This is a genomic window from Cupriavidus sp. 05N40 (assembly GCF_056397305.1).
The window spans coordinates 1-18,458 of record NZ_JBFTND010000144.1; the positions used below are offsets into that span (position 1 = coordinate 1).

13 protein-coding genes are annotated in these 18,458 nt (G+C 55.9%); 7 read left to right on the forward strand and 6 right to left on the reverse strand.

Annotated elements, in window-relative coordinates:
* The 7 genes from AC1DO7_RS27775 to dpdD form a co-directional block, all read left to right on the forward strand.
* The coding region (locus AC1DO7_RS27775) for a hypothetical protein (RefSeq protein WP_477116795.1) at positions 1–564 on the forward strand (564 nt) is incomplete at its 5' end.
* A complete protein-coding gene (gene dpdG / locus AC1DO7_RS27780) occupies positions 561–1,478 on the forward strand; it encodes a protein DpdG (RefSeq protein WP_477116796.1) in 918 nt (305 codons plus the stop codon). The genes AC1DO7_RS27775 and dpdG, both read left to right, overlap by 4 nt.
* A complete protein-coding gene (gene dpdH, locus AC1DO7_RS27785) occupies positions 1,475–4,561 on the forward strand; it encodes a protein DpdH (RefSeq protein ID WP_477116797.1) in 3,087 nt (1,028 codons plus the stop codon). Before dpdG ends, dpdH begins: the two co-directional genes overlap by 4 nt.
* The gene (locus tag AC1DO7_RS27790; RefSeq protein ID WP_477116798.1) at positions 4,552–5,271 is read left to right on the forward strand and encodes a hypothetical protein; all 720 of its coding nucleotides are present in this window, start codon (positions 4,552–4,554) and stop codon (positions 5,269–5,271) included. Before dpdH ends, AC1DO7_RS27790 begins: the two co-directional genes overlap by 10 nt.
* Positions 5,272–5,281: 10 nt before the next feature.
* On the forward strand, positions 5,282–9,844 hold the full coding sequence (gene dpdJ, locus AC1DO7_RS27795; protein ID WP_477116799.1) for a protein DpdJ: 4,563 nt from the start codon (positions 5,282–5,284) through the stop codon (positions 9,842–9,844).
* Positions 9,841–10,374 (forward strand): phospholipase D-like domain-containing protein DpdK, encoded by a 534-nt coding sequence (gene dpdK / locus AC1DO7_RS27800; protein ID WP_477116800.1) that lies wholly within the window; start codon positions 9,841–9,843, stop codon positions 10,372–10,374. Before dpdJ ends, dpdK begins: the two co-directional genes overlap by 4 nt.
* On the forward strand, positions 10,371–12,632 hold the full coding sequence (gene dpdD, locus AC1DO7_RS27805; protein ID WP_477116801.1) for a protein DpdD: 2,262 nt from the start codon (positions 10,371–10,373) through the stop codon (positions 12,630–12,632). Before dpdK ends, dpdD begins: the two co-directional genes overlap by 4 nt.
* Positions 12,633–12,685: 53 nt before the next feature.
* Here the strand turns inward: dpdD and AC1DO7_RS27810 are convergent, their stop codons facing one another.
* The 6 genes from AC1DO7_RS27810 to AC1DO7_RS27835 all read right to left on the reverse strand — a co-directional run bounded on the left by AC1DO7_RS27810 (position 12,686) and on the right by AC1DO7_RS27835 (position 18,306).
* Positions 12,686–13,051 (reverse strand): 6-carboxytetrahydropterin synthase, encoded by a 366-nt coding sequence (locus AC1DO7_RS27810; protein ID WP_477116802.1) that lies wholly within the window; start codon positions 13,049–13,051, stop codon positions 12,686–12,688.
* A 113-nt stretch (positions 13,052–13,164) separates the two neighbouring features.
* The gene (queC, locus tag AC1DO7_RS27815; protein ID WP_477116803.1) at positions 13,165–13,881 is read right to left on the reverse strand and encodes a 7-cyano-7-deazaguanine synthase QueC; all 717 of its coding nucleotides are present in this window, start codon (positions 13,879–13,881) and stop codon (positions 13,165–13,167) included.
* A complete protein-coding gene (gene dbpB, locus AC1DO7_RS27820; RefSeq protein WP_477116804.1) occupies positions 13,874–14,950 on the reverse strand; it encodes a DGQHR domain-containing protein DpdB in 1,077 nt (358 codons plus the stop codon). Before dbpB (AC1DO7_RS27820) ends, queC begins: the two co-directional genes overlap by 8 nt.
* Entirely contained in the window at positions 14,947–16,242 is a 1,296-nt protein-coding gene (gene dpdA, locus AC1DO7_RS27825) for a tRNA-guanine transglycosylase DpdA (protein WP_477116805.1), read from the reverse strand. The genes dbpB (AC1DO7_RS27820) and dpdA overlap by 4 nt, the downstream gene beginning before the upstream one ends.
* Positions 16,239–17,366, reverse strand: a complete 1,128-nt coding sequence (dbpB, locus tag AC1DO7_RS27830; protein WP_477116806.1) for a DGQHR domain-containing protein DpdB — start codon at positions 17,364–17,366, stop codon at positions 16,239–16,241. Before dbpB (AC1DO7_RS27830) ends, dpdA begins: the two co-directional genes overlap by 4 nt.
* Positions 17,350–18,306, reverse strand: coding sequence for a hypothetical protein (locus tag AC1DO7_RS27835; RefSeq protein WP_477116807.1), 957 nt, complete (start codon positions 18,304–18,306; stop codon positions 17,350–17,352). The genes dbpB (AC1DO7_RS27830) and AC1DO7_RS27835 overlap by 17 nt, the downstream gene beginning before the upstream one ends.
* Positions 18,307–18,458 lie beyond the last annotated feature (152 nt).

Sequence of the window (18,458 nt, forward strand, 5' to 3'; positions counted from 1 at the left end):
ACGCAAGTATGCGGTGGGTGCAAGGAGGATCGCTTCTCTGGCAATGCGACGCGGACCTATCGGCTGCCGTTCCCGATTCCCATCGCGCGGACCTGCCAAAGCGATTTCTCGGCATGGAACCAACGATTTAGCTGGATCGATCCGGCCTTCGTTTATGTCTTTTACGATGCAGATGCGCCTGCGCTGACACAGTCGATAATCAAAGTTGTCGGGTGGCTCGTGCAAGAGTGCGGCGTACGGGAAGTGGCAGCAGATGCCACCTCTAGCGTCTGCGGAGAGCCCGCCTGGTGGTTGCTCTACCGCCGTGCTCGTGCCGGCGTCGTGATTCATCAAGGCCTCGACGAAAGTAATGGAGAACCGTACACGCCACTGGCGCGCGTCACAGTCTTGGGACGCGACGTGGCACCGGACGTATTCGAACGTGTTCAACTCCTACAACGGCCACAGCATCTCATCTTCCTGCCTCGCAGTTCTCTGGATCCCTCAAATTCCCAGCGTCGCTTGGCCGACATCAGCCCCTACGCCACGCATCTTGAACATTTACTACTTACGATCAGCCAGTGACTATCAACAATCTCGCCAGTGACGGCTTGCATTCGCACATGATCATTCTGGCTCGCGCGCTTTTCAAGCAAGGTCCATTAGCTAAAGAGGAATTGGTTTCCATGTGCTCACCGCCAAGCGTTGAGACCGGAAAGGACCCGGACCTTACGCGCCTGCGTGCCGCAATGGCGCGCTGGATTGAGTTGGGGTTGTTCTCCGACGACGCCGGCGTTGTGCGACTCACTGAAGAACGCCTGCGCGGCGAGACCCTGGAGACTTGGACAGATCGCCTGCCTGCAAGATGCCGTTATCTTATTCTGCAATCAGAGCACTGCTTGCCAATCTGGGGGGCCTTAGGTAGCGAAAAAACTGAGGAGGGAGCCGCACGGGCCGCGGACTTTGCGCGAGCCCTGTCATGGGTGCTGGCGCAAGACATTTACGCGTTGCCGAACTCTGACATCGAGCACCTCGAACGCACGCAAGTCCCTAGCCCACATTTCATTTTTATGAACGATTCTCGCTGGCCGGGCATGCGCGTCTGGGCGCGCTATCTCGGCTTCGCAACGGGTGACGACAATAGCTTCTTCCTCGATCCAACCGAGGCAGTACGCGGTGAATTGGCGCACGTGCTGCCGAGCCAACAGGCTGTGCCGGCGGATGCCTTTATCGATGCGTTGGCTACGCGGCTGCCGGTCCTCGATCGCGGACAATACCGGCGCCAAGTCGAAGAGATATTGCGGTCAGAAAACTGGCGTCGAACTCCTGCCGAACATCTGTCCATGTCGCTGTCGTTGGCTCTGCGCCGCCTTGAGTTGAACGGCAACATCGCGCTAGAGAAAAGGGCCGATGCTGGCACCGCACTGACGCTCACAGGCCGCGCGTACCGTACCTGGTCCAGCTTTACCCATGTCCGCTTCTTGGGAGACGCCAATTGAGTTTGCTGAATTACTGGCCCACCGCAGAGGAAGTCAATAGCTGTATCAAACCGGAAGCCGAAGGTGCTCCGGAATCTGTGCTATTGGCAGTGCATCAGCCATCGCCGCTCTCGTACCGGCAGTTGCCGAGCGGAGAAAAGTTGCCGGCATCCGAAGATGATCTTTACGAGTACTTCATGACGGCCAATGTGCCGACTGGCGCCCATGTCGTCCCGATTACCGGCTCGTCGGGTGTGGGCAAGTCGCACTTGGTACGTATTCTGGCCGCTCGGTTGCGTAGTCTGCCGCAGCCAGATCGCTATCTCGTAATCCGGATTCCCAAGAGCGCAAGTTTGCGTAGCGTAGTCGAATTAATCCTGGCGCCTTTGCCAGACAATCAATACGGTTCTGTCAAACAGGAATTTAAGAAGGCCCTTGCCGAGATCACTATTGACACGGCGGTGATCAGTTTTCAGGCACAACTTGAAATCGCCCTGGAGGATCTCGCCAAGGACTTAAGGGAGCAGGTACAGGCGAATCCGACCAATACGGTTCTGAAGGAGCAATTGGCGCACGCACGAATGCTACCAAAGTTCCTGGCCGATGCCTCTGTCGTTGATCATATTCGTGCGCAGGTCTTATCGAAAGTGGTTAAACGCGCTGTTGCTGGACAGTCGGCTGAGGGGCAGTCGGCGAGCTCCGACGACTTCTGTGCTGATGACTTCGTGCTGCCGGACTCGATCGACCTCGACAGGGATGCATCGCTGACGGTGAGACAATACTACCGTATGCAAATGGAGGCCCGTGAGGGCCATGGTAGGCGCGTTGCGGCCAACCTGCTAAATGGGCGCGTTGTTGATCAGGCAACCCGGCAGTTGTTTCAATTGCATGAAGCGATGGGCGGGATGACCTTGCAGGACGTCATACTCGAAATTCGGCGCCTGCTGTTGAAGTCAGACCGTGAACTCGTCATCCTCGTCGAAGATTTCAAGGCATTAACCGGCATCCAGGAAACGCTGTTGAACGTCCTTATTCAGGAGGGGGTGCGCGACGGGGTTAGGGAATTCGCGACAATGCGCTCGGCCATTGCCGTCACCGATGGCTACTTGACGGGTAAGGACACCATTGCGACCCGTGCAAAGCGCGAATGGATTGTCGAGAGTCATTTGAGAGACAAGGAGGAGGTCCTGCAGCGCACCACCCGACTGGTGGCCGCCTATCTGAATGCGGCGCGTTGGGGCGAAGCCGCACTGGCGCGCCACTATGCGCAGCGCGACCACTCTAGAGAGAATGCGCGTGCTTGGATCCCGCCGTATCGACATCCAGACGATGGAGGAGACAACAAACTCGTTGCTTTCGGTAAGGTCGACGATACGCCCTTATTTCCGTTCACGACATCGGCAATTGCTTGCCTGGCCGAGATGACGCTCCGACAAGGAGATGCCTTGGTATTCACTCCAAGGCTTATCATCGATCATATTATTCGTAGTCCGCTGCTGATCGGACGTGGTGCCTTCGATGAAAAGCGATTTCCGCCCCCAGGATTCGCAGGCCCAGCCAACAATGCGGATGTCTCGCAATGGCTAACGGCGCAACCATTTACCGCTGATCAAAGGCGCCGCTATTCCGCGGTGGTAAGCATCTGGGGCAATCAGCCGCAAAGTCGCGCAGACATCGGACGAATTCCGCGTGAGGTGTTCCAGGCGTTCGACCTGCCCGTTCCCGACGTCGATTTTGTTCCTGAACCCCAACAGCCGATCGGCCCTGGGCCCGAACCGGCGCCGCTGCCAACGTTGCCGCCCGGCCCATCATCGGAAGAACGAACCCTGCAGGAAACCCTTGAACGCTGGGTGCAGGAAAACGAGCGACTACCGTCGCGCATCGCAAACGATATTCGCAAGGAACTAGCGGCAGCGATCAGTGAACGCATTGACTGGAATGGCGAGCGCTGCCAGAGGATGCCGCTGCAACCCGATCGCATTTCCATACCAAATGCCCAGGGCCAGGGAGGTGTTGCCGCGCAGTCTCTGCAAGTAGCAGAGGATAACCGCGACCCGACGGGACGTCTCCGCAGCGAGTTGATGGCATTGATACGTTTCTACAAGTTCAGAAAGAAGAAGTTCGATTACCCAGAGGCTGATGACGATTTGGCGCGTGTGGGCAACCTCGTATCGCGTCTCGTTCCCGAAGCACGGCGTTTACTCCGGACAGATGCTGAGCAGCGTTTGCGAACCGCAACGCGTGCACTGGTCGCAAATAGTCGCCTACTTGGCATTAACGAGCGTGGCCGTACCCCGTCGAGCTTGATTGCATTCCTTTTTGGCAAACCGCAACTGAAAGAAAGGTCCGCCGAGTTCGCACCGGTAACATATCAGGAGTGGCGCGCGTTGCAGGACGAGGCTCTTTTGCTTCGACCGAGCCTAATACAGTTGGTGTTGGCCCAGTGTGGTTGTTTCCAAGGCAACATTGGGAAGATCGCATATGGCGTCGATATCATGCGAGTGCTCGAGCATCTCGCCAAGGATGACGACCGCGCGGAACCTGAACTCATTCCGCAGGAAATACGGGCACAGGTCACAGCGATGTCAGAGCCACGCGTCGTGGTGCGCGCGAAGAGAGTGCTCGAGGAAGCCGTTCGCATTGCCTCCTCTCTGCAACAGGAACTCGGTGACGATATTGCCAAGCAAGAGGTGGCCGATGCGCTGAAAGAACTTGGCGACGAAATGTCGGATAGAGGCGGATGGAGCCGGGATGATCTCGGAACACCAGCGACATTCAAAAAGCTGTGCGAAGCCTTTCGTGCTGCCGCCCTGAAGGAATCTCTGACTACTCTGCAGGCATCAGTGGCCGATAGCGACCAAGATCAGATCAGACTGATCACCCGTCTGGCACAATTGGATATCAATCCTATGATTATCGCGCAACGATTTGTCAAAGAGGGACGCACGGTCGTGACTAGTGCCCAAAAACAAGTGCAGCTTCTCGAGGCGCAATCACAAGGCATCGATCCGGCAACGCAGGCGCAAAGTATTCGCACCATGTTCGAGACGCTGCTAGCTGATCTGACGACGCTGGAAGCGCAAGGGGAGAAGACATGTTGTTAGACGATGCTTTGCGTGCCACGGAGCGCCTCATACAACTGGATGCCGCCCGCAACGGCGTAGAGGAGGCAGAAATTCTTGCCGGCCTCAGCGAGGAATTGCAAGTTCGGAAAAACCGCCTGCGCGCACTGATCGATCGTGTCACTATGTTGTGCCAGGAGGGGGTACCAATGACGATACCCTCCGATATTCCAGCAGTTAGGGATGTGATTGCTAAAGCATCCGATCGCTTTTCCGAATCGACAAAGTCTTCGACGCTCAAGCAGGGCCAACGCTGGACTCAATTGATCGCCAAACTCGATGCCCTACTTAGTGGCTTCGAGGCAACACAGCGGCAGGATTGGAAACATTACTTCGGTTCGCGTCTATTTGCCGGGCTATCGCCAGATCAGCGGCGCTCGACCTTAGTGCTGCATCTTCCTGGTAACAAGCAGGCAATTGGGCGCTATGCAGAACTCTATGAACGCTTTAGCCGCTATCGGCAGTCGATTCCACCGACCCCTGAAGCCGTTCGCGACGTGCACTACTGCTCCGATGAGTTAGCGAAGATTACATTTATAGAGGCCCATGATATGCCGGCGGCGGTTAAGCGTTTCTTCGACGCATCGGCTACCAGCGCCGGGGCGAGTTTGGAGTTGGTGGGCGCAGAAGTCGTTGCCTGGTTGCACGAGCACGGCCTATTGAGCAGCTATGTAGTTCGCGCGAAATCGTGATGGGATTGCCATGACCACAACAAGAGAGCGCTTCCTTCTTAATACCCTAGACGTGATCGAAGAGCGCGAAGCGCGCTTACTCGCCTGGGGAATTGTTGACGGCCAATTTAGTCGCCAGGAATTTGTCGATTTGATCGACCGTCGAATCGACGAAGGATTGGCCGAGGGAATTGATGACTTTCTTGATGCCGATGCAGTCATTCAGATCTTGCGTTCGCGGCAGTGGATAACTGTCGTCGATTTGGAGGATGGCGCTGTGGCATACCGGTCCCGCATGGCCGAGACCGTGCGATTGCTGTCGCGATTGCGTCAACTGTTTCCCAAACATGCCGGCGAAACGGGCTGGCAACGGGCGCCGACGCTGGTGGCCGATTTCCGATTTTTGCGGCGACCGCGTCAATATCCGAAGAGGAACCGATCAGTTGAGGATGCGCTTGTAGTTCTGCGCAACGTGACATCTAACGCCTCATTGCTACAGGCCGCTCGGGCCTTGTTGACACCCGGTGGCCGCGCCTTCAATCTGGCTGGATTCCAGGTGCGCGCGGCCGAGCGCATCGTTCGTGGTATCGAAACCGATGCGCCACTTGCGACTATAGTCTGCGCCGGCACCGGGAGCGGCAAGACGCTCGCCTTTTATTTGCCAGCACTAGCCTCAATTGTCCGTCATTTGCTCGCCGAAAGCATTTCCAAGCCATGGGTCAAGGCAATTGCGCTGTATCCTCGAGTGGAATTGCTCAAGGATCAGTTGCGGGAAGTATTGAAACGATCGCTTGCTTTGAGACAGGCTCTGTCGAGCGAATTGCGACACACGATCCGCGTCGGCGCCTATTTTGGCGACACGCCAGGTTCGGCCCAGACGTGTAATTGGCCTAAAGTGGGCGATGATCGTGTCTGTACTGTGCTCAATTGCCTGGAGTGCGGTGGCGACTTGCGCTGGCGCGAACAGGATCGGCGTACCGGACGCGAACGACTCATTTGCGCGAAGTGCGCGTTCGAGATAGACGGGGAGATCTTTCCCCTCACACGCGACACCATCAAGAAGCGGCCACCGGACGTGCTGTTCACCACAACTGAAATGCTGAATCAACGCCTATCCGACAGCGCGTCGTTTCATCTCTTCGGTGTGGGCCCTCATGCGATTCGTCCGCCTGAATTAGTGCTTCTGGACGAAGTCCACACCTATGAGGGGCGGCATGGCGCACAGGTCGCGTACTTGATGCGACGGTGGCAACGCTTGCTTGAGCAGTCGTTGCGGTTCGTTGGATTGTCGGCCACGCTGCGCGATGCTACGACATTTTTCTCCGCGCTCACCGGTTGTTGGCCTAGTTTGGTCGAGGAAGTTTCACCTCAACCGCGCGAAATCGAGACGGAAGGTGCTGAGTATCTGCTGGCCCTACGCGGCGATCCGGTATCGCGTGCTGCATTGCTGTCGACGACAATCCAGACGACTATGGTGTTGCAACGGTGCATGGATCCCAAGACACGCGAACTCGCTGATTCCGTCAGCGGGGGCGTCTTCGGGCAGAAGACTTYCGTGTTTACGGACAATCTTGATGTCATCAATCGCCTGTATTTCGATCTCTTGAGCGCGGAGGGGCGTAACAGTTATGGCGATCCCGACATGCGGCACGCGCCGGAAGGCGGATTGGCTTACCTCCGGAAACAGGGCACATCGCACTTTCGCTACATCAATGGGCAGGACTGGCGCGTTTGCGAAAGTCTTCATGGTGATGTGAGGACGCGCCTTAACGTCAAGCGCGTCAGTTCCCAAGACCGCGGTGTCGATCCGTCGGCCGATGTGGTGGTCGCCACCGCGGTCCTAGAGGTAGGCTTCGATGATCCCGCGGTGGGCGCAGTGGTGCAGCACAAGGCACCGCGCGGCATCGCGAGTTTCCTGCAGCGCAAGGGGCGGGCCGGGCGTAGTCGTGGCATGCGTCCATGGACCACTGTGGTGCTCTCCGACTATGGCCGCGATCGCGCAGCGTATCAGTCCTATGATCTGCTGTTCGATCCCGAGCTCCCGGTGCGAACACTACCCGTGGCAAACCGCTATCTCACGCGTATGCAGGCGGTCTACGCCACAATCGACTACCTGGGCCTGCGCCTGCAGGACGCGCCGCCCGGCAGCATCTGGCTGGATTTGAGCGGCCCGACCGGTAGTGCGCAGCGGGGCGCGCGCCTGCAACGTGAGATACAACAGATTCTTGAGACCGATGCCGGCACTCTGCGCCTTGCCCGTTACTTGGAGCGCGCCCTGAAATTGTCCGCCGACGATGTTTCCGCTCTGCTCTGGGAATACCCCAGGCCACTAATGACTACGGTGTTGCCGACTGCCTTGCGACGCCTTGCGACCTCTTGGAGCGCCGAAAACGAAGGGGGCAAGGACTATCAGATTGCCAACAATCCTCTGCCGGAATTCATTCCCGCTTCGCTGTTTGCCGACCTCAATCTTGCCGAGGTCACTATCGACTTGCCCGGCGCTGATCAGGCCAAGCTGTTTGATCAACCTGCCATGTCGATTTTTGCGGCGCTGCGTGAATTCGCTCCGGGCCGCGTCAGCCGCCGCTATGGGGTTCACCACAAATCGGAGCGCTACTGGCTGGCACCGACACAGGCATGGGAAGAGGACGTGCCATGCGGTGAGGAGATCAACACGTTGTTGGATGTGAAGTCGATCGGCCAGTGTGTCTATCTCGGTGACTACCTCGTTTGGAATGGCGATAGCAGTATTGCGATGCCTGTCTATCGACCGCTATCCCTAGAGCCGAAGGCGCCCCCGAAAGCAGTTAAGGATTCTTCGAACTCGATGCTGCATTGGCATAGCCAATTGGTGCCGGAAGTCGAGCCAATTTGGTTGTCGGCGCCCACCGGCGGCATTTGGCCCGATGTGATCGCACAGGTCGGCTTCTTCACTCACGCGCGGCATGCGCCGATTGAGGTTCGGCGGTTTGCAAGTGGTGCTTCAGCGGAGATTGGGGTCGACCAGGAGAAAACGCGAGCTGAGGTGACATTTGCACTGGACGAGTGCCCCGTTGCGTTGGGAGCCAAATTTGCCGCAGATGGGGTGCTGTTTCAGTTGCGCATACCGACAGGCCTTTATTCTCGGCAGGGAAAGGGAACCGAGCGCAAGTGGCAAGCCCTACGCCTGGCGCGCTTCAGTGACCAGGCATGGCGCGGCAAAACCCTAGAGATGGTGCCTAACCCGTTTGCCCGCGAATGGCTTGCGCAGATTTATCTTTCGGCGATTACGTATATCTCGGTTCGGGAGTGCATGAGTTTGGCATCAGCCGATCGGGCGCTTCTATCCGATACGGCCAGCGTTAGTATGGCCGATGTACTAAATATGATGTTTCAGTCGCATATCGTGGAGGCCCATCAAGGAGAGGGGCACGATTCCCCACCTGACAAGCTTCGCCAGGATCTGGACGATTACCTACGTCGCCATGAGGTGCTTGAGGCGCTGCATATGGCAGGTCACGTCCTCTGGGAGCCGATTACGGAAGAATGGGAATCCTGGCTGCAGGGCGTTTATCATGCCACGTTTGCAGCCGCAATCCTGCGGACAGTAACTGACCTGTGCCCCACAATTGATGCTGAGGACTTGAGCGTAGACCTGTCGCGCGGCCCGGTCGCACCAAACCACGAGCAAGGCTTCAACCCCGGCTTGCACGAAATCTGGCTAACCGAGAAAACTCCTGGCGGTAGCGGATTGATTGAGCAAATCATGGGTCATTATGCGGAAGATCCACGTCGATTTTTCTCAATGGTGCGCGCCAATCTGGATACGAGCGAGTTCGAACTGATCGACCATCAGATGGCCGACCTGCTGCGTTTGCTAACGCAGCAAGCCGACTCGGACGTCGCGCGATTGATTCATGAGTTCCGTGCCGCAGGCGGGCATGTCGAAATGACGCGGATTCTAGGCCGCCTGCGGCGCGCGCTGGTCGAAGCAGGATTCTCTCCTTTCCACGGTTTCATCGTCTCGATGGGCAACCGAATCTTACGCCAGGGAGCGGGACCAGCGACAGATCGCTATCTCGCTTCCGTTCTTTCGCGTTGGGACTCAGAGGAAGAGCGCCTTGGCATCGAGATCGACTTGCGCGTCATGAGCTATTTCTTGAGTCAAGCGGATGAGATCGATCACATGGTATCGGAATTTGGCGCCGCAATTGGCGCTGATCGCGGTGCCTGGCGCATTAGTGCGATCTACGGCCTCCTGTGGGCGCGCGGGAAGGCCGTGCGCCAAACCGCGTTGCAACTGCGAAGCGCGTTTTGCGATCTGCCGACGATTGAGCGTCTTCTTGTGGCCGAAACGATCGCCGATGACCGCGTTAGGGTAGACGTTACCGCGACTGACTGGCTTGCGCAGACTGCGGCCCATCTGTCGGACGGTAGACTGGTGACGCTTACCTGCAATGAGAGAGAACGCATGTTGTTGGGTAATGCACTCAACGCTCTCGTGACAAATCCGATTGATGCCGGATACATCCGTGCGTATGCACGCCTGCAGGGAGTGCGACAGTCGGCCGGTACATTACAAGCCGATATCGAATTGATTGAGGCATTGCAATGACATATCTGTATCGCCGCATATTCAAGACTCAGACGACAGGCGCAGTGACGGTGCAGKAATTGCTGCAAACCATGTTTGTCTCCGAAATGCTAAGAGCTGGTGGCGAACTCTGGATTGTCTCGCCATGGATTAGCGATGTCGTATTGATCGACAACAGATCGGGAAACTTCGATTTACTCAATCCCGAATGGGGGCGCCGCGAAATTCGCCTGGTTGATGTTTTGGCGGCCCTGATGACGCGCGGGACCACTGTCTCCATTGTCACGCGCAGCGACGAGAGCAATCGCAACTTCTTGACGAAGTTGCGCCATCTAGTCGAGCAGCACGTGCTCCACGAGCGTGCGACGATTACGATCCATGATCAATTGCACACGAAAGGGATTTTACTGTCGAATAGCTTGCTGATGGGCTCCATGAACCTGACCTACAACGGTATGGTGATCAATGACGAGTGGGTAGAGTTCTCGCTTGACCCGGAGGATCTAGCCCGCACCCGCCTTGAATTTCGCCGCTATGTGGAGGCGTCATGAACGATCGGATTCCCGGCGGAGAGGCCGCTTGGTTGGCGCGTTTCTTCGCTGGGCGCAACGCGCTGCACTGGGACGCGATCACCGGCAACACTGCGCCAATGGCGTGGAGCGAGCAAGTTATACCTTGGATAGACTATTTTCTTGCCACGGAAGGACGGGCGCCACTAATCCTACCCATATTCTCGGCACAGGGTCCGATTGCCTGGTATGCGGTCGCCCACGACAGTAATAGCGCCGCAGCACTGGCGGACGAACTCGCTAGCGTGGTCGGGGCTAGCTACAGCGATTTCCGTGGCCATCCGATCACCCATAACGCCGATGACCCGATCGAAGCCGCTTTGCATGAGCGGTTCGGTCGTCATCTGTTTCGATTTACTGCGGTGTCGGACCGTGCGCGCGTAGGGATCGTCAGCGCCTTGTCTCTCTATTTGACGGTACTGCGGCGGCGTCCGGTCACGCCGGATCGAACACAGCAACCATTTGGTAAATTGCGAGGCGACTTCGATCGCGCCCTGTTAGCCGGTAATGAAAAGGCGGCAAGGAACTTGCTGGAGGCACTTTGTGCCACCGGCCGCGTCAATGTCGAACAGCGCCAATTTCTCGATATCCGTTTGCAGGCAGGCTTGGGGTGGCAGGATGATATTGCGCACAATTACACTTTGATTAAAGCGGTGATGGATCTTGCGTTGCCGCCGCAGACCATCATCGACATAGTAGATTCGCTCTACCAGGCCCACATCGCGCGCATGGAGCATGACCCGGATTCGCGCATCATCATCGCGGAGTTCAAGCAGGCGATCGCCAGGCCATTTAGTGCGCTTTTCAAGGAGCGTAAGGGCATACGACATCCGAATGTGCTCAAGGCCTTCCTGCTGTTCGAGCTGACACAGGACGAACCGAATCCCATTCGCTGCGAGGCGATCCTGAGCGCGTATCCGTTTGGTGCGGCAGGCAAGGAACTCCTGCAGCGGTGGTGGGAGCACGCCAAGAAGCGTACTCCTGGGAAGACCTCCCCAGAAAAGACACTCGACCTAGTCAAGCAGGCTTTGGCGGATGAGGACTATGAGGCGGCGGTCGACTTATGCCAGAGCGCCCTACCCCATTCCTGGGCCTATAGTGGGCTTCTGCGCTGCGCGGCCGAGCTCCACGATTCTGCATTGACCGCGAAGGTCCTGGCGCTTGTCGATGATGCTGATGACTCCGCGCGGGTCATATGGACGGAGCGTGATCAGACCCGCATTGACAAATTGCGCGGTGCCCAGCCTGTGGCAATGCCGAGCGATGTCCGCGCTTCCTGGCTATCGTGGTCTCGTACCGTCGTGGATTGCGCTTACCAAACGTCGCCGATCGCGCTACTTGATCAGTGCGTTACTCAATGGAGCGTGGAAGATTACATAGTCGATGTGAAGTCGTGCGAGACACTCGTGCAACTCATTGGAAATGCTAAAGGTAAGGCAGAGCAAATTTTTCGTGATGCGTATCCTTATCTCGTCGAGTTCTTTGTCGCTCGCCCGGCACAACCCGTGCGCGGATTTATTCCCCTCTATGAAATGCTGATCAAAATGATCGCGTGGAATGATGGGGCATCCCCTGACGAGTTGGCACTGACGTCAGAACTACTTCAGGCTCTAGTGGGCCTTGGGCTAAGCAGAGCGCATTATGTCGAGGCACTCGATGACCTCAGCGAGATATTGACCGCGAACCGAGCGTTCACGCATCTGGACTGGGCCTTAAATACGACGGAAATCTTGGGGTTGCAATCAGCACCGGACCCGGAAGCGAGGTTGCGGTATTTCATGCAAGTGCTCGATCTCGTGCGTGCCTATGCTCATCGCGTGACTGAGTCGCAGCGTATGATCTTGCGAATCCTGGCGAAAGATTACGATTGCCTTGACTTGCTCGACACCCTGCCAGCGTTGGATCAGACTGATGCGAGTCGCGACCATTTCGGCGATTTTGCCGGCCTGATTGGGATCTACACCCTAACCGAATCGGCGGGACAGCGCGCCAAGCAAGTATTGCTAAAACTGCTGCCGCAGGTCAGGGTGGAAATCAACGCTGATCACGCGGCAACAGATCGCTTGCGCCATCTTTCTACGAATGCTGATATCTTTGTCTTCGCCTGGAGAAGCAGCAAGCATCAGGCATATTACTGCGCGAAAGAAGCTCGTGGCGACCGTGGGTTGCAACTTCCTGTTGGCAAGGGGAGTGCCAGTATTCTGGATAGTGTCTTTAAAGAACTGGCACGTCAGGCATGAGGTGATATGCAGTTAACACTGCAGAACTCAGGCACTCTGTAGAGTGCCGTTTTCTAGGCTGGGCTGAGTTCGCACCTATCCCCACTCGCCGGCCGCTCGACGCTGACCTTGGATACGTTTGGCATAACTTGTGAAATACTGCGGTATATGAAAGCGCAAAGACTCTCTAGCGTCGCTGATCCTAATCCAGGGACGTCGTCTAAGAAGTGATGATCGAGTTGTGACCGAATTTTCTGTATCTCTAAGCGAAGCAATCCTAAGTCAACCACCATTCCGGACTCGGTGTCAGGCAACCCGCGTACAAATACCTCAGCATGGTAAGTATGCCCGTGAATTCGACGACTCCCTTCGGTATCGATCTTCCTTTCGAGGGTATGCGCGGCCTCGAAGTAGAATTTCTGACTTAACTCGTATTTCATGGTGTGCCAAAAACTTGTGAGTTTTAATATTTGGGCTTCAAATTAAATTGGCTTCGAAGTATTCAGTTGCCGGAGTAAGTGCTTGTTCTTCTTGATTCGGACGGCGGCCTATGTCATCCATTTATCCTAGCTAAATACCCTTCGAAGCCTTTGCCACGGAGTTCGCACGCCGGGCATTCACCACATCCATAACCCCACGAATGAGCCGTAACATGATCTCCCGTATAGCACGTATGAGCATCATACCTAATGAGATCCACAAACTGAGGCCCCCCCAGCTTTGCAGCTAGCTCCCACGTTTCCGCCTTGTCCAGCCACATCAAGGGTGTTTCAATGACAAGAGGCTGATCCATGCCTAAGCTTAACGTCACCTGGAGCGACTTGAGCGTGTTGTCTCTGCAATCGGGATAGCCGGAGTAATCGGTCTCGCACATGCCCCCAACCAAAACCGTGAGATCTCGGCGATAAGCCACTGCGGCAGCAAAATTGAAGAACATCAGATTACGCCCGGGAACAAATGTGTTTGGAAGTCCGCTTGAGGTGAGTTCGATGGCCTTTGAACTGGTCAAGGCAGTATCGCTTAGTTGACCGAGCACGCTCAGATCGAGAGTGTGATCTTCGCCGAGACGCTCCGACCAGTTTGGGAAGGCCGTACGCATCTTCTTCAGTATGACTTTGCGGCACTCCATTTCCACGCTATGGCGTTGACCGTAGTCGAACCCAATCGTCTCCACATGGGAGTAACGTTGAAGAGCCCAGGCCAGGCACGTGGTGGAATCCTGTCCGCCAGAGAACAAAACTAGTGCGCGCTTATGCATATTTTCATCCATTCACGATACGGCGGGGTTTGCGAAGTAGACGCTTCAGTGTGCGAGTCAAGCAATTCGCGAGGAGATCGATATCTGTTGGCGTATTTTGAATTCCGTTCCACAGGCGAGTGTCATTCGCTGACAGTTCCCAAGTGCCACTAGTCCAAGCAGTGTAAGGCTTCAAGAGTTGCAGGCCAGGAACAAACTCGTCCTTGGTTCTCGCGCCTTCGGTAGCGTACAGAATTTCCATCACGAAGCCCATCGCAACGATTCCAGCGCCGTGACGCAATCGCGATGTTCTCGGGCTCATGCCAACCCATTCTGGTCGGAAGACCTCGACAACAGCTTTGAAGAACTCGTCGATCAGGGATATCGAGATCTCTTCGAAATCGTCTTCCTTGATGTAGTCGCGAATGGCTCCATCGGATGCGGAGTTCATGACCAAGCGGCGCATGGCGGTATCGCTAATCACCCCTGTCGGATTGGTGTGCTGGCGAATTTCTCCGTATAACGAGGAGCCGTGCTGGAAGTTGAGCCGATCAATAACACGAGCCGCAAACTTCCGAGAGGTAAATCTTTCAGGCAAACCATCCACGTTGGGTAGTAGTTCGTAGATGAGCGTCTTCGGTAGGGGGCGCGTGTTGTTGATCAGGACAAACTGCTGTCGCAGTTCGTTGTAATCCTTGCATACTAGTGCGGACACAAAAACCTGAAATCCAGGTTTTGTAATGCCAGATAGCGCGGTGAGTCGCTGCTGACCATCTACCACGAAGCCGGGCTTCCCTTCTTTGGTATTTATCTCAACACTGACGATTCCGCCCCCAAGGTCCTTGATTTTTACCCCATCAATGAACGCGACAATAACAGCGTTCGGAAGCAGGGCATCCTCCCTTTTGAGGTAGTCCCGTATCTCTTTAATGTGTGACGCAACCTGATGCCGCTGAAATCCCTTTAGTTGTCCGCTCTCGGTGCGACCGATTCGTTCGATTTCTGCGAAGGACAGAACCTCCTCAGGCGTTGCCGCAAACGAGAAGACATCGTGATCTGTTGCTTGTTGGGCTCGGACAGCCTTAAATCGAAAGACGCTCACAGACGCTCCTCGAGAATGTTCTGTACATGTTTGTGATATACGCCGAGATTGTGAAATCCCCGGCGCTTGTTGCGATTGCTTGCTCGGAAAATGATGACCTCTACGCCCACCTTGCGGCAGATCGGGCAGTCACATTGTTTCCAAGGTTTGGCTTCCAATGTGCGGGCAATCATGTCCCGTTGCTTCTTTAGTTCCTGTTCCCTCTTCTCTTCGGACACTGCCTCTCCCTGGGTTAGGAAGCGCTGATAGTCGACGAGAGCATCCAGTGCCGACGCAAGTGGCATTTTGCGTTTGTCGAAAGCCCGGATCGAGTCCAGTGCTCGCTGCTCACGACGCAGCAAATCCTCTGTATTGAAGATGCCGCGTTTGATGCCTTGCATCAAACGAGGATTCTCGATGGCCTGGGGAATGCGAATGGCGGCAAAGTAGTCCAGCGTACCATCGCCGTTGCTATGGTAATAATTTGCTTTCGCGTCCTTAAAGGCACGAATCAACGGTGATGTCGAGTCGAAACTCGTTACCCCATAGCCGGTAAAATCTTGAATCTTGTCGGCTTTCGCGAAGCCAAGAAGATGAATATCCGTTTCCGGTTTGATCGCCTTTCTAATGGCTTGCAGGACCTTGTGAATAACGTCGACCTTGAGGGGCACCAGGCCGCCGACCGCCAGATAACGGTAGCCCATCTTCTCGAGTCGCACGGCAGCGTCTGCCATACTCTCTGGCGACCATCCTTGTATTGGTCCCATGGGCTCGAAGGGCCAGTCTTCTTTCTCAGTTAGCCGGATGAACTCTTCAGCGTTCGAAAGGGTAATCTCGAAGCGCTCGATGACGTCTTTGGATTGATCCTCTATGGGAGGGTTGCTGGTGTCACAGGCAAAGATAATGTGGTCCGGCGAGCACCCGTGGGTGAACGCGGCATCCGAGTAAAACTCGACCACTTCTTCGGGGCTATAGGCGGGCCGTGGGTGCTCTACATATGCAAATGCACCGCAGTCCCCCATCAACATCCGATCTTTGTGTTTGGGGCCACCAAACCTCAAGAACTTGCGTGCGCCATCCCGCAACATGCGTTGTTCTTCAGAGGTGGAGTAGCGGACCTTTGAGGTCGCAACACCGTCGGCCTGGCGGATAGCGCTCATGGAGACCAGCAAGCCATCATACGGCGCAGGATCCATCATTTCGTGCGCATAGCAGTCGTCCCAGTACCGCTTGCGGCCTGGGGCATTCCGGTCTTGCAGGAAGTCGTAAAGAGGATCTACGTAATCCTGCGTGTCGGAGTACAAAAACTTCATCTTTTTACCTGGGTCGCATAGGTACGCACCAGGGCGTCCTGTAATCTCTTAATGTCTTTTGGCGTATTTTGGATCTCGTTCCAAGCTATGCCGAGTAGGTCCCACTGGCCTTTCGTCCAGGCGCAGTGAGGTGCAATCGTCTCCAGTTCCTTGCGGATGGTCTTGTAGTCTTCCCCGACACCAGAGAGCTTTGCATAGATTCGATCCATCAAGACGCCCATGGCCACAATGCCCGCAGAATGCATTAGGCGGCTATGTCGTGGGTCGCGCCCCCATGCATCTGTAAACACGTCTCGCACGGCGGACCAGAAGATCAACAACACACGATACATGGCCTCCACATCCGCCGCCTCGTTTGGCCTTGCCTTGTATGCTGCAAGCGCGCCAAGCGGGTTGCTGAGGCTGTTGCGTATCATGGCAACCACAGCCGTGTCGGTGATGACGGCTGGCGATGCTGATCGGTCCGTCATTCTCTTTATGAGCTTGTGGAATGGTGAGTTTGAGTCGCGATTAAGTAGGTTGCAGAGCTCAGTCGGAACGCGCCGTGCGTTAAGGTCGCGCGGCAAGTGAATGCCCGATGTCTCCGGTAACAACTCATTGATGAGTCGACTGGGCAGCGGTTTCGCCTTGTTTACTAAGATAAACTGTTCTCGCTGCACCTCAATGCTGTCTGACACGAAGCCGATTACTGGGACTGGTATGGAAATATTCTTCGCCTGAGCCAGTGCAAGCGAGCGCTGCTGTCCATCTACAATCCACGCGACCCTCTCGCCAGCCTCAAAGATCGGGATGGTGAGGGTACCTGCTTGCGAAATGCCGGCGTCTCCGGTCGGCTTCGATCCTCGCGCCGCCACAAAGCGAACTTCCGGTGACATCGCCAAGATAATTGCGTTCGGAAAAAGAACGCTGCCCTGATTGAGGTAGTCAACAATTCCCTTTACGTGACTACGTATCTCAGGCCTTTGAAAACCCTTTAAATCATCCGTCGCGTCGCGTTCAATTCGGCTGATGTCGGCGAGTCGTGTGATGTCTCCGCCGCCGATGAAGAAGGCGTAAACATCGAGCCCGTCTCCTTGCGTCGTGTGCAGTGCGCGGACAACAATTTCCTTAGGTTTTGGAGCCATCTTTCTCTCCACGTAAGGACGCGGCCTCTGCTCGAAGCTGTTGCCAAAGTTGACGGAAGCGGCCCTGCTCGCACGCGACTAAAGCGTCGTCGCGTAGAAAGCGAAGCAGTCGAGTTGAACTGCCGCCGTAGTCGCTCCAGTTCTTGCGAAGTAAACCCAGAATTTCGCTGTCGGGGAGCTTGGTACGAGACGGAAGTATCGGAACCTCGCGATCGGATAGGGCATCTTCCACTGCGGCTCGGCCCGAAGCCAAGGCAAGGCGATGGCCCTTAAGTTCCTGGATGAAATGACGGAGTGCGCGCTGAGGGAAGTCTGCGCGAGTACCTGCAAACGGCGTTGCCTCTAAGCGCTCGTCGTAAGGCATGACGCAGCCACGAAGGTGGTCGGGCACTGCTTCGCGACCTTTACCTGATGTGAAGATTCTCAGCTTTTTGGCAAATATGGTGGCGCATTGTCCCAAGTCCGAAGAGACCATCTCGAGGTATCCGCTCGGTAGCGCAAGGAACATCAGCTTTGTGCTGGGCGCTGCAATCAACTTAGCGATAGATGGTCCCTTGTTGAGGGTCAGCCACCAATCGGCAGGGGTAGCTTTGACTTGAGCTAGTGCGGGTGAAATCGAACTGTTCCCGGCAGCCACAGTGAGGTCGTAGTGTGGAACCATCACATTGGCCTGGAGAAGGCCAAGGCCAGCTGAGACGAAGGCAAGCTTCGCACCTGCAAGAGTGGAGGCTTCGCGTGCGTCTACTACCGATCGGCCAGTGTAGAGATCGATCGCAAACTGATGTGCTTCCGCCTGTTCGACGGTCCGTTTCCAGTGACGAGCGAGGTCCTGCACCGACTCGTATCTTGAGCGATGGCTGAGGGCCCAGCTTGCAGCGCCACTTCCGGTCTTCGGACTGCGCTTTCTGCTGGTGCAGTTAGTTAGCACCAGTACGTCCATTGATTGCTCGCTTTCGTGCGCCCCTTGGTGGGGAGGTGAGACAGTTATTTTGCCGCTTCGGATTCTACACCTTGCAGTTATTTGCCTCAAACGCGCGGGCGTCTTCTCAGTTAAATTTGGTGAACGAGCGGGTGGTGACCAAAGCTTTGGGA

Excerpts from the sequence above, each read along its gene's own strand:
- dbpB (WP_477116806.1), bottom strand. The coding sequence starts at position 17,366 with ATGGCTCCAAAACCTAAGGAAATTGTTGTCCGCGCACTGCACACGACG.
- AC1DO7_RS27790 (WP_477116798.1), top strand. The coding sequence starts at position 4,552 with ATGTTGTTAGACGATGCTTTGCGTGCCACGGAGCGCCTCATACAACTG.
- AC1DO7_RS27810 (WP_477116802.1), bottom strand. The coding sequence starts at position 13,051 with ATGAAATACGAGTTAAGTCAGAAATTCTACTTCGAGGCCGCGCATACC.
- dpdA (WP_477116805.1), bottom strand. The coding sequence starts at position 16,242 with ATGAAGTTTTTGTACTCCGACACGCAGGATTACGTAGATCCTCTTTAC.
- AC1DO7_RS27835 (WP_477116807.1), bottom strand. The coding sequence starts at position 18,306 with ATGGACGTACTGGTGCTAACTAACTGCACCAGCAGAAAGCGCAGTCCG.
- dpdD (WP_477116801.1), top strand. The coding sequence starts at position 10,371 with ATGAACGATCGGATTCCCGGCGGAGAGGCCGCTTGGTTGGCGCGTTTC.
- queC (WP_477116803.1), bottom strand. The coding sequence starts at position 13,881 with ATGGATGAAAATATGCATAAGCGCGCACTAGTTTTGTTCTCTGGCGGA.